The 14078-nt window shown below is 60.4% G+C and carries 12 protein-coding genes and 1 tRNA gene; 7 read left to right on the top strand and 6 right to left on the bottom strand.

What is annotated here, in order from left to right; all coding sequences use genetic code 11:
* Positions 1-186: 186 nt before the first annotated feature.
* Positions 187-438, top strand: coding sequence for a GlsB/YeaQ/YmgE family stress response membrane protein (locus ACQY1P_RS13120; RefSeq protein ID WP_062457205.1), 252 nt, complete (start codon positions 187-189; stop codon positions 436-438).
* A gap of 22 nt (positions 439-460) precedes the next feature.
* Here the strand turns inward: ACQY1P_RS13120 and ACQY1P_RS13115 are convergent, their stop codons facing one another.
* Together ACQY1P_RS13115 and ACQY1P_RS13110 are read right to left on the bottom strand one after the other, a co-directional pair.
* On the bottom strand, positions 461-1018 hold the full coding sequence (locus ACQY1P_RS13115) for a DUF924 family protein (RefSeq protein ID WP_430256573.1): 558 nt from the start codon (positions 1016-1018) through the stop codon (positions 461-463).
* The gene (locus ACQY1P_RS13110; RefSeq protein WP_062580596.1) at positions 1018-1515 is read right to left on the bottom strand and encodes a heme-degrading domain-containing protein; all 498 of its coding nucleotides are present in this window, start codon (positions 1513-1515) and stop codon (positions 1018-1020) included. The genes ACQY1P_RS13115 and ACQY1P_RS13110 overlap by 1 nt, the downstream gene beginning before the upstream one ends.
* A gap of 202 nt (positions 1516-1717) precedes the next feature.
* On the opposite strand from ACQY1P_RS13110, the gene ACQY1P_RS13105 reads away from it, so the two are divergent.
* The 5 genes from ACQY1P_RS13105 to ACQY1P_RS13085 all read left to right on the top strand — a co-directional run bounded on the left by ACQY1P_RS13105 (position 1718) and on the right by ACQY1P_RS13085 (position 7653).
* Complete coding sequence (locus tag ACQY1P_RS13105; protein WP_092662219.1) at positions 1718-2338, top strand: TerC family protein; 621 nt, start codon at positions 1718-1720, stop codon at positions 2336-2338.
* Positions 2339-2656: 318 nt separating this feature from the next.
* A complete protein-coding gene (locus ACQY1P_RS13100; protein WP_430256572.1) occupies positions 2657-3091 on the top strand; it encodes a hypothetical protein in 435 nt (144 codons plus the stop codon).
* Between the two features lie 77 nt (positions 3092-3168).
* Entirely contained in the window at positions 3169-5703 is a 2535-nt protein-coding gene (secD, locus tag ACQY1P_RS13095) for a protein translocase subunit SecD (protein ID WP_430256571.1), read from the top strand.
* Between the two features lie 76 nt (positions 5704-5779).
* A complete protein-coding gene (locus ACQY1P_RS13090) occupies positions 5780-6220 on the top strand; it encodes a YqaA family protein (protein WP_062457227.1) in 441 nt (146 codons plus the stop codon).
* Positions 6221-6294: 74 nt separating this feature from the next.
* Positions 6295-7653, top strand: a complete 1359-nt coding sequence (locus tag ACQY1P_RS13085) for an APC family permease (RefSeq protein ID WP_430256570.1) — start codon at positions 6295-6297, stop codon at positions 7651-7653.
* A gap of 28 nt (positions 7654-7681) precedes the next feature.
* Here the strand turns inward: ACQY1P_RS13085 and ACQY1P_RS13080 are convergent, their stop codons facing one another.
* On the bottom strand, positions 7682-8362 hold the full coding sequence (locus tag ACQY1P_RS13080) for an HAD-IA family hydrolase (RefSeq protein ID WP_325265841.1): 681 nt from the start codon (positions 8360-8362) through the stop codon (positions 7682-7684).
* Positions 8363-8498: 136 nt separating this feature from the next.
* Between ACQY1P_RS13080 and ACQY1P_RS13075 the strand changes: the two genes are divergently transcribed.
* On the top strand, positions 8499-9269 hold the full coding sequence (locus ACQY1P_RS13075; RefSeq protein WP_062457236.1) for an SDR family NAD(P)-dependent oxidoreductase: 771 nt from the start codon (positions 8499-8501) through the stop codon (positions 9267-9269).
* Positions 9270-9282: 13 nt separating this feature from the next.
* Here ACQY1P_RS13075 and ACQY1P_RS13070 read toward each other — a convergent pair.
* From ACQY1P_RS13070 to ACQY1P_RS13060, 3 genes are all read right to left on the bottom strand, one after another.
* Positions 9283-9358 (bottom strand) — tRNA-Thr (locus tag ACQY1P_RS13070).
* A gap of 155 nt (positions 9359-9513) precedes the next feature.
* The gene (locus tag ACQY1P_RS13065; protein ID WP_430256569.1) at positions 9514-12696 is read right to left on the bottom strand and encodes an efflux RND transporter permease subunit; all 3183 of its coding nucleotides are present in this window, start codon (positions 12694-12696) and stop codon (positions 9514-9516) included.
* Positions 12697-12842: 146 nt separating this feature from the next.
* Complete coding sequence (locus ACQY1P_RS13060) at positions 12843-14015, bottom strand: efflux RND transporter periplasmic adaptor subunit (RefSeq protein WP_430256704.1); 1173 nt, start codon at positions 14013-14015, stop codon at positions 12843-12845.
* Positions 14016-14078 lie beyond the last annotated feature (63 nt).

Genomic DNA, 14078 nt, shown 5'->3' with positions numbered 1-14078 from the left:
GACAAGGGATCGAAGGAATTCACGCGCACCGGTCTCTACTCTTCTCAGGACAATCGGAATCGCAGGCACGAATAGAGGCACTTCAAGGCGAAGAAAAGGACGTCCTGCACAGCCTGAAAATTCCTTGGGAACTTTGGAACATTCTGCTGCGTTACCAATCGCAAATTCAAAACGTGAGGGTAAGACATGGAAGAAGCAGGCATCGGCTGGATCGCAGCTATCATCATCGGCGGCATTGCAGGCTGGCTGGCAGAACAGTTCATGAAGAGCAATATGGGCGTCTTCATGAACATCCTTCTCGGCATCGTCGGCGCGATCATCGCCAACGCCATTCTCGGCTTCTTCGGCGTTGTGCTGGGCGGCTGGATTGGCTACCTCATCGCCGGCTTTATCGGCGCCTGCATACTTATTGCAGTTGCGCGCGCCTTTAGACGCTAAGCGCTGATTAGATCAGATCTGATCAAAAACCCGACCCTGGCAGAGCAAGATACTCGAGCTCTTCCGGGGTCGAATTGCGTCCGAGCAAAGCATTTCGATGCGGGAAGCGGCCGAACTGACGGATCACCTCCCGGTGCTTGACCGCGTAGTCGTGATATCGTTCGTCGCCGAGGAGAGCAAAAAGCTCGACTGCGCGATCCTGGTCTTCAAGCGCTTCCGAATGTTCGAAGGGCAGATACAGGAAGCACCGCTCATGAAGACCGGCGCCCGTATCGACACCTTCGTTAACTGCCAGCCTCGCCTCCCGCAACGCGATCCAATCTGTTGCGAACGCCAGCGGTGTGCCCCGATAGATATTGCGAGAAAACTGGTCGAGCACGATGATGGCCGCGAGATGCCCCTCGCGTGACCCTCGCCACGTATCCAGATCTCCATGCGCCAGAAACAGGTGCGTCGCTGCGAAATGCTTCGAGATTGCGACGTCCAGCGCAGGGTTCTTTTCGAACCATTTCTCCGGTCCCAGTTCGACAAACCAGAAATTCAGCACGTCTTCAGGGGTACGAACCGCTTCAGAACTCATCAAGCTTGCTCCAGTTGAACACCGTCGGACGACTTGCCCATCATCACCAGCAGAGCCTCCACGACGAGCCTGTGATCGTCTCGCTGCGGGAGACCCGATACGGTGACTGCGCCGATACAGCCCGCGCCGTTCACCTTTATCGGAAAACTGCCGCCATGCGGTGCATAGTCGGCAATAGGAAGCGAGAACTTTGCCTCGAGTGTTGTCTCCTGCCTGGTCATTCTCAGACCCATCCCATAGCTCGACTGAAAGAAGCGCAGGACGACATTGCTCTTGCGCCGAACCCAGTCTTCGTTGTCAGGCATCGACCCCGGCAACGCCGTGTAAAAGAGTGGCATCGAGTGAAGCCGGATACCGATCGCGACTGGCAGCCCCTTCTCGATCGCCATGTCGCGCAGCAAAGAACCGAGTCGCCAGGCTTCGTCCGGACCAAAGCGGTCGAAAATCAGGGCCGCTTCCTGCTCGGCGATCCTGGCGATATCCTGTTCAAGCGTCATGGTATTTCCCCGTTTGTAGCCTCATTGATGACGGTGGAATTGGGGAATGTAAATATCCTGCCCGCCAGCGCCGTTGCTGATCTTCCGGCAGACCATCCCTTCCACGGTTTGCGGAAAGACAATTGTAAATTGCTTGTGCGCAACCGCGAAGAAGCGGATAGAGGAAATTACCTCCAATCCTTCCCATTCAGGCCCCCCTATCATGGATCTATTTACCGCTGCTGGCTTGGCTGCCCTCGTCGAGGTCATTGCCATCAATCTCGTGCTGTCCGGCGACAACGCGATCGTTATCGGTCTTGCCGCTGCCGGCCTTCCGGCGGACATGCGCAAGAAGGCAATCCTGTTCGGCATCGCGGCCGCAACCGTGCTTCGTCTGATTTTTGCAGCGGTCACCTCATACCTTCTCGGCATCGTCGGGCTGCAGCTGGTCGGCGGCCTGTTGCTCGCCTGGGTGTGCTGGAAAATGTGGAGCGAACTGCGTGCCCACGATACGGCAGACGCCGACGCGCTCAACGCTGCGGCCGCCAACCAACCGCAAAAGACGTTTTTTCAAGCGGCAATGCAGATCGTCGTCGCTGATGTGTCCATGTCACTGGACAACGTCCTTGCCGTTGCCGGAGCTGCTCAGGAGCATTCCGCAGTCCTGATCATCGGTCTCGTCGTGTCGATTGCGATGATGGGTATCGCTGCCAATTTCGTGGCGAACCTGCTCAACCGCTACCGCTGGATCGCCTATCTCGGCCTCGCCGTAATCGTCTATGTCGCAATCACCATGATCTATCACGGCACGATCGAAGTCTTGCCGCTGATCCAGTCTGCCTAGTCGTTTCGGCTCGTTTTGAAACAGCGGTTTAAACGCTCATTATCATACAATCGAGATTGACCGTCGAATCAGAGCGCTGCCATTGAAGCAGGCTGGCTAGCAACGTTAGGTGGTCGCAGCCGGCAATAACCGGTCAGGGGCTCGCGGACCCCCAGCTCGAAAGTGCTGGTGAGCCCCGTCCAATCGTTGACTGAGGTCAAGGCCGGTTCGCGCCCGACGCGAGGCGGGTCAAACTTCGGTTATCCCCCGCCGTGATGCGATTGACCGTACCAGCACTCTCCTTTAGAAGCGGCATTCTTCCGAAGCAGGCTCTTCGGTGTGACGAATATTCCGGAGTTGGAACGGATGGCGGTGTTTCCGGCAGGAACACGAGAGACGGCCCGGTGCGCGCAGGACAAGCTCCCGTCGCAATGGGCAGTCTTTGTCGCGGCACTGCTGATCGCCTTCGTCGCTCTTCTGTCTGGTGGCCTTCGTGACAGCCAGGCAATTTTGCGCATTGCGCATTCCAGCGAGAAGAGCTCGGAGACACCACAAGCCAGCAAACGCGATCCTATTCGCACGCTGGCGACTGCCGACCGCAGGGAGGCTGGTCCCAGCCAGTGGAGCGGCGCAGACGGCGCTTTGGCTTTCACCGCCTCGACACTGACGATTCCGGAATTTGCTCAGGCGATTGCATCCGCACTCACCGATGCCAATCCTATCGGCACGCATTGGCCGGCTCCGCTGCCGCGCGCACCGCCCGTCGTCTCCTAAGCGCGATAGTCGAACCTCACACGCATACGGCCCCTTGCTGCGAAACGCGCATTCGGGGCGAAGCAGGATCTTAAAACATGAGAAATTCACCCTGGCTGGTGGCGAGTTACATCCTCGTCATCGTGTTCGGCTTCCTGGTGGCGATGCCGAACATTTTGCCGCAATCGGTCCTCGACCGCGTGCCGTCCTTCCTGCCTCACAGCCGCGTATCGCTCGGTCTCGACCTTCGCGGCGGTTCGCATCTGGTGCTGGAAGTGGACCGCGCTGATCTCATCAACGAGCGTGTCCAGGGCCTGATCCAGGATGCACGCCGCGTTCTGCGCGAAAAGAACCTCGCAACATCGGCTATCCGTCGCTCGGGCGAGGCTGTGCTTGTTACGCTTCGCGATCCAGCGCAGCGCGATCAGGCCGTCACCGAGTTGCAGACGCTCGCGAACCCGATCGGGCTTGGCACGACGGTTGGTGGCAGCGACCTTTCCATCACCAGCCAGGGCGACAACACGATTTCCATCGCCCAGACGGATGCGGGGATCACCTCCCATATCAACGCTGCCGTTGAGCAAAGCCTTGAGATCATCCGCCAGCGCGTTGACCAGGTCGGCGTCGCCGAGCCGACGATCCAGCGTGTGGGTTCGGACCGCGTTCTCGTCCAGCTTCCAGGCGAACAGGACCCTTCGCGCCTGCGCCAGCTTCTCGGCTCGACCGCCAAGATGAGCTTCCACCTTCTCGGTGACCAGGGCCAGCCAGGCGTAACCATGATCGCAGACGAAAGCGGTCAGCAGTATCCGGTGCTCGACCGCGTCGAGCTCTCCGGTGACCGCCTGACCGATGCCCGCGCGGCGTTCGACCAGCAGAGCCGCCAGCCGATCGTCACCTTCCGTTTCGACAGTGCCGGTGCAGCCCGCTTTGCCCAGATCACACAGGCCAACGTGGGCCGTCCCTTTGCGATCGTGCTCGACAACAAGGTGCTCAGTGCACCCGTCATCCAGACGCCAATCACCGGCGGTTCCGGTCAGATTTCGGGCAGCTTCACGCCTGAGGACGCGACCACCCTTTCCGCGCTGCTGCGCGCCGGCTCCCTGCCCGCCAAGCTCACTGTCATCGAAGAACGCACCGTCGGCGCCGACCTTGGCTCCGATGCGATCGAAATGGGCATCTTCACCGGCCTCATCGGCTTCGTCCTCGTCGTCTGCTTTATCTTCTTCCTCTACGGAAGCTGGGGCATTCTGGCCAACGCTGCGCTTCTTATCAACGTCGTCCTGACCTTTGCGGGCCTCACCTTGATCGGGTCGACACTCACCCTGCCCGGCATCGCCGGCGTGGTGCTCGGCATCGGTCTTGCAGTCGATGCGAACGTTCTGATCAACGAGCGCATCAAGGAAGAAACCCGCAAGGGCAAGAGCGCGTTTGCGGCAATCGACTCGGGCTTTGCCCGCGCCTACTCGACCATCGTCGACAGTAACGTCACGGCGCTGATTGCGACCGTCCTTCTGTTCTGGTTCGGCTCCGGTCCTGTCCGCGGCTTCGCGGTCACCATGGGCCTCGGCATCATGATTTCCATGTTCACCGCCGTGTCGGTCGTTCGCGTCGCGATGATCTACATTGCCGCTCAGCGCAAGCTGAAGAAGATCGAGATCAAGCCGCTTCTGCCGATCAACCTCGTTCCAGACGGCACGCGTATTCCCTTCATGAAGGGTCGCTTCATCGGTATCGGCGTCTCGGTTCTCCTGTCGATCGCGTCGCTCGTGCTGTTCGTGACGCCTGGCCTCAACTACGGCGTCGACTTCCGCGGCGGTATCCAGATGGAAGTTGTAACCGCCAACGAAGCGGATCTCGCGTCCTTCCGTTCGGGCCTCAACGAGCTCGGTCTCGGCGAAGTGGCACTGCAGGAATTCGGTGCCCACAACAGGCTTCTGGTCCGTGTCGAACGCCAGCCGGGCGGCGAGATTGCCCAGACGGAGGCTGTCGAGAAGCTCAAGGCCGAAGTCCTGAAGATCGACCAGACTGCCAAGGTCGAGCGTACTGAAGTCGTCGGTCCGAAGGTCTCGGGCGAACTTGCAACGGCCGGCTTCCTGTCGGTCCTGCTCGCCTCGATTGCCATGATGATCTACATCTGGGTGCGGTTCGAATGGCCATTCGCCGTCGGTGCCATCGCGACCCTCGTGCTCGATGTGACAAAGACGATCGGCTTCTTCGCGATCACCGGTCTCGACTTCAACCTGACAGCGATTGCCGCGCTGCTGACGCTGGTCGGTTACTCTGTCAACGACAAGGTCGTGGTCTATGACCGCATGCGCGAGAACATGCGCCTCTACAAGAAGATGCCGTTGCGCGACGTGATCGACCTGTCGATCAACGAGACGCTGGCGCGAAGCCTCTACACCTCGGCGACAGCGTTCCTTTCGCTTCTGCCGATGGCGATCTGGGGTGGTAGCGCGGTTTCCAGCTTCGCGATCCCGATGGTGTTCGGCATTCTCGTCGCTGCCCTCTCGTCGGTGTTCATCGCGGCGCCGATCCTGCTGTTCCTTGGCGACTGGCGTACCCGCCATCAGGCACAAAAGCCTGTTGCAGACGACACAGCCGTCGATTCCAAGCAGATCGGCAACGTCTGAGGCGTTTCACCATCCGAACAAAAGGGCGGGTCGTTTCCCGCCCTTTTTCATTTCCACGTTTTAAACCCGGTTTTCCATGGTCGATCTTGCCGCCTATGCGGGCCTGTTCTTTGCTGCATTCATCGCTGCCACGATCTTTCCGATGCAGTCGGAAGCGGTCCTTGTCGGCCTCATCCTGTCGGATCGCTATGCGCTTGCGGCCCTCGTCCTCACGGCCTCCGTCGGCAACACGCTCGGCTCGGTGGTCAACTGGCTGATGGGATTGGGCGTGGAGCGGTTCCGGGACCGACGCTGGTTCCCCGTCAAGCCTGACAAGCTTGAGAAGGCAAAGACCTGGTATCGCAAATACGGAAAGTGGTCGCTTCTCCTGAGCTGGCTACCGATCGGCGGCGATGCCATCACCGTGGTCGCGGGTGTTCTTAAAGAACCGCTGCCAACGTTCCTTGTTTTGGTCTTCATCGGCAAGACGCTTCGCTATGGCGTCGTCGCGGCTGTAACGCTCGGCGTGATCGGTTAAACCATACCAAACATGGAACAATCGTGTGATGTTCCCATTAGTGTTGCCATGTAGGACTATGTTGGGAGGCAGTCATGGCAGAGGCGTTCGGCGCGAAAGAAGAAACACCTGAACTCAAGCGCGTGATGGGCCCCGGCCTGCTGCTGCTGTTCATCGTTGGCGATATTCTCGGAACGGGGATCTACGCGCTGACCGGACAAGTGGCCGCCGAAGTTGGAGGCGTTGTCTGGCTTCCATTCCTCATCGCCTTTCTTGTCGCCCTGCTGACCGCCTGCTCCTATCTCGAACTCGTCACCAAATATCCGCAGGCAGCTGGTGCTGCGCTCTACACCCATAAAGCCTTCGGCGTCCATTTCGTCACGTTCCTCGTCGCCTTCGCCGTGATGTCATCAGGCATCACGTCTGCGGCGACGGCATCGCGGGCGTTTGCCGCCAACTTCTCGACGTCGCTCGGGCTGGATCTCGGGGTCTGGGGCGTACCGCTGATTGCCGTCGGCTTCATTGCGCTGGTGGCGGCGGTCAATTTCCGCGGTGTCGGTGAAAGCGTAAAGCTCAACGTCGTGCTGACCGTTGTGGAACTGACCGGCCTTCTCATCATCATCGGCATCGGCCTCTGGGCAATTGCTGGTGGCGAGGGCGATGTATCGCGTGCCTGGACGTTCGCCACACCGGAAGGCAGCGGAACGTTCTGGCCAGTCGTCGCCGCAACCGGTCTTGCCTTCTTCGCGATGGTCGGGTTCGAGGACTCGGTCAACATGGCCGAAGAGTGCAAGGAGCCAAGCCGTCTCTTCCCGAAAGTGCTGCTGACCGGTCTCGCGATCACCGGCGTGATCTACATTCTCGTGGCAATTTCAGCGATTACTCTGGTGCCGGCGAACGAACTGGGCGAAGGGGAGACACCGCTTCTGAAAGTCATCCAGGCCGGAGCGCCCGAGTTCCCGATCAGCATCTTTGCGATCATCACGATGTTTGCGGTCGCAAATTCGGCGCTGATCAACATGATGATGGCAAGCCGGCTGATTTACGGCATGGCCCGCGAAAATGTGCTGCCCGCCCTGCTCGGCAAGGTGCACGCAACGCGCCGCACGCCGTATATCGCAATCATTTTCACATCGCTTCTCGCCGTCTGTCTGATTCTATTTGCCGGCGGCGTGCCCGCTCTTGGCGGGACGACTGCTCTTCTGTTGCTTTGCGTCTTTGCGATCGTCAATGTCGCCGTGCTGGTGCTGCGCAAGGACAAGGTAGATCACAAGCACTTCCGGACACCAACGATCTTGCCGGTTCTTGGTGTGATCTCCTGCGTGTTTCTTGCAGGCCCCTGGGCCGGTCGCGATCCGGTCCAGTATGCCATTGCTGCCGCCCTGCTTGGCCTCGGCGTCATACTGTGGATCGCCACCGTCCAGTTCATGAAAACATCCAGCAGGGCTGCCTGACCGGTACCAGAAGACCGGCGTCAGCCTCTCACGCTCTGGACTGAAAGGTGATGACGCCGTCGTTGGCGACGCTTACCGAAACACCGGTATAATCCGGGATCCGGAAGTGCCCGCCTTCGACGTCGTGGGTATGAGTGGCGGTGATCACCATGACATCGGCACCCGCCGCCTCACCGGCCATGATACCGGCAGGGACGTCCTCGAACACCATCACGTTGGAAGGGTCTGCGCCAAGCCGTTTCGCGCCGAGCCTGTAGCCCTGCGGGTCCGGTTTGCCGATCGTGACGTCCTCGGCAGTGACCAGCATGGACGGTATCGCAAGGCCAGCTGCGGCAAGTCTTGCCTTTGCGAGTTCCAGCGGCGACGACGTCACGACACCCCATTGCCCCGCGGGCAGGCTTGCCAAGAATTCAGCAGCGCCCGGAATCTGAACGATACCCTCGACATCGTCGATCTCGCCGCGCAGAACCTTCTCCGCTTCCACTGCCGGATCAAGACCCGGCAGGTTGAGGCTGGTGATCGTATCGATGCCGCGCTTGCCGTGCATGAAGGGCAGGAATTTCTCCACGTCGAGCCCCTGCTCTGCCGCCCAGCGTCCCCAGACACGTTCGGCAGAAGCAATCGAATTGAGGATCGTTCCGTCCATGTCGAAGAGAAAGCCGCGATAACCTCTGGTCGGCAGGACGATGACGTTTTGGGAGACTGACAATGCGGAATTCCTTTTGGAGAGACTGACGGGATTTGCAGGACCGGATACGCATCCGGACTACAGATAGGAGGGAGCCGGCGCAATTGACGGCGAGGTTCGAAGCGTTAGAACTGAGAAGGGGAATGGAGAAAACCCTATGAATGAGGATTTGATGGGGCACGCGGATCTGCGCGGCCGCGGCGTGCTGATCACGGGCGGCGGATCCGGCATTGGAGCGGCGCTTGTCGAGGGATTCGCGGCCCATGGCGCGAAGGTCTCGTTTATCGACATTGCCGACGAACCCAGCACAGCACTGGCGGACCGGCTTTCCGCGATCAACGATCATCCAGTCCAATATATAAGGGCGGACTTGCGCGATACCGACGCCATCAAACATGCGGTCGATGATGCGGCAGCAAGCCTCGGGTCACTCTCGGTGCTCGTGAACAATGCCGCCTGGGACGATCGCCGGGATCTCGATGATATCACCGAAGATTACTGGGACCTCAGCCAGGCGATCAATTTGAAGCAGGTGTTCTTCACATCGCAAGCCGCCGTGCCGCATATGCGGTTGGCGGGCGGTGGTGCGATCGTCAATTTCTCATCGATCGCCTGGATGCTCAACATGGGTGGCATGCCATCCTACACAACCGCCAAGGCCGGTATCGTCGGTCTGACCAAAAGCCTCGCCGGCAGGCTTGGGCCGGAAAATATCCGGGTCAATGCCATCCTGCCCGGCATGATCGTCACCGAGCGGCAAAAGGACCTGTGGCTGAAGGATGAGGACATCGCCGCGATGATTGGGCGCCAGTGCCTCAAACGCAGCCTGGTGGCGCAGGATGTCGTGGGCCCGTGTCTGTTTCTCGCGTCGAGCGCCGCGGCTGCCATGACTGCGCAGACACTGGTAATCGATGGTGGCGCGATCTAGCGAGAAAGGAAGATGGTGCCCCTGCCGAGGAATTGAACCTGGATCGGCTGCAAACGAAGCAGCTGCTCTGACTTTGAGCTACGAGGGGCGTGCGAACTGATTGCCACCGATTCGTAAGCAGCGCAATCACAGCCTTTACCAATGGTTACGGGGTAAGGTTAACCCTGGCCCATTATGGCTTGGCACAATTGAAAATGCCCTGCGGATCCTTCCAGAGGAAGAACCCGCAGGGCCTGGAGGCCAGCTACTCCGCTGGAGAGAGAGCGGGCAGCGCCTCCAAACCGTGCTGCCGCAAGGGCCGCATTCCGGTCATCAGGCGCGCCAGCATATAGAACACCGGCGTCATGAAGATGCCGAAGAAGGTCACCCCGATCATGCCGGAGAACACCGCGATGCCCATCGCGACGCGCATTTCCGCACCGGCGCCGGTGGATACGACCAGCGGCACCACGCCCATGATAAAGGCCATCGACGTCATCAGGATCGGGCGAAGGCGAAGGCGGCTGGATTCGACCGCCGCCTCGAACGGCGTTCGACCTTCAAACTCCAGCTCGCGGGCGAACTCCACGATCAGGATCGCGTTCTTCGCCGACAGTCCGACCAGCACCACCAACCCGATCTGGGTGAAGATGTTGTTGTCGCCTCCCGTCAGCCAGACGCCCGTCAGTGCTGCCAGCACGCCCATCGGCACGATCATGATGATCGCAATCGGCAGCGTCAGGCTCTCGTACTGGGCGGCCAGCACAAGATAGACCAGCAGCAGGGCGAGCGGGAACACGATGATGCTCGAGTTGCCGGCAAGGATCTGCTGGTAGGTGAGATCCGTCCACTCGAAGGCAACGCCTGACGGCAGTGTTTCGTCGAGGATCTTTGTGATCGCCGCTTCCGCCTGACCGGAGGAAAAGCCAGGTGCCGGCGCTCCGTTGATGTCGGCGGCGAGGAAGCCGTTGTAGCGCGTCGTGCGTTCCGGTCCCGTCTGGGCGTCCACCTTGAGGAGCGCTGAAAGCGGGATCATCTGGCCCGATTGCGAGCGGACTTTCAACGCACCGATATCCTCGGGCTTTGCACGGAACTGCGCATCCGCCTGCACCCTCACGCTGTAGGTACGGCCAAACGCGTTGAAGTCGTTGACGTAGAGTGAGCCGAGATAGATCTGCAGCGTCTCGAACACGTCGGTGACGGATACGCCCAGCTGTTCGGCCTTGGCGCGGTCGAGATCGGCGAACAGCTGCGGGACGTTGATCTGGAAGCTGGAGAAGATGCCTGCCAGTTCCGGCGCCTGCATGGCCTTGGCAATCACGGCCTTGGTTGCATCGTCCAGTGCCTGGTAACCGTAACCGGCGCGGTCTTCGAGTTGCAGCTTGAAGCCGCCCGTGGTGCCGAGACCGTTGACCGGCGGCGGCGGGAACATCGCGATGAACGCATCCTGGATACCGGCGAATTTCTGGTTCAGTGCCATGGCGATGGCGCCGCCCGAAAGCTCCGGCGTCGTGCGGTTCTCGAAGTCGTCAAGCACCGCGAAGACGATGCCGGAATTCGATCCGATCGTGAAACCATTGATCGACAGGCCCGGGAATGCAATCGCATGCTCGACGCCCGGCTGCTTCAGGGCGATGTCGCTCATGCGCTTCACCACATCTTCGGTACGGTCAAGCGTTGCCCCATCCGGCAGCTGTGCAAAGCCGATCAGATACTGCTTGTCCTGCGCCGGTACGAAGCCGCCCGGCACCGCGTTGAACACGCTGTAGGTTGCACCGATCAGGGCGAGATAGATCACCATGACAATGCTCTTGCGCGACAGAAGGCCGCCCACCGTGCGGCCATAAGCGTTGGAGGCGGAACCGAAGACGCGGTTGAAGCCGCGGAAGAACCAGCCGAACAGCCAGTCCATGCCACGCGTCAGCCGGTCCTTCGGGGCATGGTGCCCCTTGAGCAGAAGAGCTGCCAGTGCCGGCGACAAGGTCAGCGAATTGATCGCCGAGATGACAGTCGAGATGGCGATGGTGAGCGCGAACTGCCGGTAGAACTGGCCGGACAAGCCTGAGATGAAGGCGAGCGGCACGAACACGGCGACAAGGACGAGCGCGATCGCAATGATCGGGCCGGAGACTTCGCGCATCGCCTTGTAGGTGGCATCGCGCGGATTGAGACCGTTTTCGATATTACGCTCGACATTCTCGACGACGACGATCGCGTCATCCACGACAATACCGATCGCCAGCACAAGGCCGAACAGCGTCAGCGCGTTGATCGAGAAGCCGAGCGCATACATCACGGCGAACGTGCCGATGATGGAGACCGGAACCGCGATCAGCGGAATGATCGAGGCACGCCAGGTCTGCAGGAAGACGATGACGACGATGACGACCAGCGCAATGGCTTCGAGAAGCGTATCGACGACCTTCTCGATCGACGAGCGAACGAACTGCGTGGTGTCGTAGACGATCTCGTATTTCACGCCTTCCGGCATCGCCAGCTGGAGCTGATCCATGGTCGCGCGGACCGTATCGGCGATTTCGATCGCATTCGAGCCAGGAGCCTGCAGGACTGGAATGGCAACGGCCGGGCGTCCGTCGAGAAGCGACCGCAGCGTATAGTCGGCGGCGCCCATCTCGACCCTGGCGACGTCGCGAAGCCTGGTGATTTCGCCGTTGGCGCCGCTCTTGACGATGATGTTGGCGAACTCTTCCGGCGACTGCAGACGTCCCTGCGCGTTGACGTTGAGCTGCAGATCCGTGCCCGGCACGTTCGGCGAGGCACCGATTATGCCGGCTGCGGCCTGGACGTTCTGCGCGCGGATTGCGTCCGTCACGTCGCTTGCCGCGAGATTGTGCTCGGCAGCCTTTTGCGGATCGATCCAGACACGCATGGAATAGTCGCCGGCGCCAAAGACCTGCACCTGGCCGACGCCTTCGATCCGTGCCAGCCGATCCTTGACGTTCAGCGTCGCGTAGTTGCGAAGGTAGGTCAGGTCATAGCGATCGCTATCCGAGACCAGATTGACGACCATGATGAAGTCGGGCGAGCTTTTGATCGTCGTGATGCCAAGCGCCCTCACCTCGGATGGCAAGCGCGGTTCAGCCTGGCTGACGCGGTTCTGCACCAGCTGCTGCGCCTTGTCCGGATCGGTGCCGAGCTTGAAGGTGACCGTCAGCGTCATCACGCCGTCCGACGTCGCCTGGCTCGACATGTAGAGCATGTCTTCGACGCCGTTGATCTGCTCTTCGAGCGGCGTCGCGACTGTCTCGGCAATCACGACCGGATTGGCACCCGGATAGGTCGCCTTGACGACGACCGACGGGGGAACCACGTTCGGATATTCGGAAATCGGAAGTGCGCGCATGCCAAGCAGGCCGGCGACCACGATCAGGATCGACAGGACGCCAGCAAAAACCGGTCTGTCGATGAAAAATCTTGAAATATTCATTGTCTAAGCCCTCTCTCCAGGGTCGAACAGAAACAACAGGCTCCCCTCTCGCGGCCTGTGCAGGCCGCGAGTGCTTACCGTGTCTCGCAATTGTAGTTGTGGTTGCTGCCCGCCTCTCCAGTTAGGGAGAAGCAGACCGCATCAAGTCACTTGGTGGCGACTTCGTCCTGCGGCGCCACGATCGCGCCCGGGCGGATGCGCTGTAGCCCGCTGACGACGACACGATCGCCGGCAGAAAGGCCCTTTTCGACGATCCGCTGACCATCGATCACCGATCCGAGCTGAACCTGCCGGTAGCCGACCTTGTCGCCCGCCTCGACAACCAGCACGAACTTCTTGTCCTGATCGGTGCCGATCGCCTTTTCGCTGACGAGAAGGCGATCTTCGGCCTTGGGTTCACCCATGCGGACCCGCACGAACTGACCGGGGATCAAGCGCCCGCCCGGATTGTCGAAGACCGCGCGGACGCGGATCGTGCCGCTTGCCGCGTTGACCTCGTTGTCGATCAGCTGCAGCTTGCCACGGACAGGCGTCGTTGACGCGAGCGTACTGGCCTCAACCGGAACGTCTCCAATCGCCGGCACGCCGTCCTTGACGTCGACCTGGGCCTGTGTGCGGGCCACCAGTTCTTCGGCTGCATCAAAGCTTGCGTAGATCGGGCTGCTCGACACGAGCGTCGTCAGCACCGCCGAGGCAGAGCCTGCCGCCACGAGATTGCCGACGGTGACTTCAATGCGACCTGCACGCCCGGAGATCGGGGCACGGATCTGGGTATAATCCAGATTGATCTGCGCCGATTTCAGCGTTGCCCTCGCTGCCTGTACATTGGCGATCGCTTCGGCGCGGGCGCTCTGACGCTGCGAAAGATCGCTCTGCGATATGGTGTTGCGCGAGGCGAGCGTCTTGCCCCGTTCCAGCTCGGTGTCGGCATAATCAAGCCTTGCCTGGGCGGATGCCATCTGTCCCTCCGCCTGAGCGACGGCTGCCTTGTAGGGCTCGGGATCGATCGAGACCAGAAGATCGCCTTCCTCTACGAGACCGCCTTCACGGAAATGCACGGACAGAATTGCGCCGGCCACCCTTGGGCGAACCTCGACGCGATCAACAGCTTCCAGACGGCCGGAAAACTCCTGCCAGGTGGTGACGTTCTTCGGCTGCACGGCGGCAACTGTGACCGGCACCGCCGGCTGAGCCGCCGCTTCCGCGGGGGCCGCATGGGCGCCTGTCGGCGTATCGATAGAGAGCGAAGCGCCTGCAATGAGCGCAGCAACACTTATTCCGGCGCCCCACGGGGCCCAGTTTTTGATCTTCAACATAATCATAATCTCCTGACGGTCCTGCCCCAGGGAGGAGGAGAAAACCGTTGTCAAACGCTAGAAATC

Origin of the sequence: Neorhizobium sp. DAR64872/K0K18, assembly GCF_050500175.1 — a bacterium.
GTDB lineage: Bacteria > Pseudomonadota > Alphaproteobacteria > Rhizobiales > Rhizobiaceae > Neorhizobium > Neorhizobium soli.
Note: the sequence above shows the minus strand (reverse complement) of the source record. Positions and strands in the feature narration are given on the sequence as shown.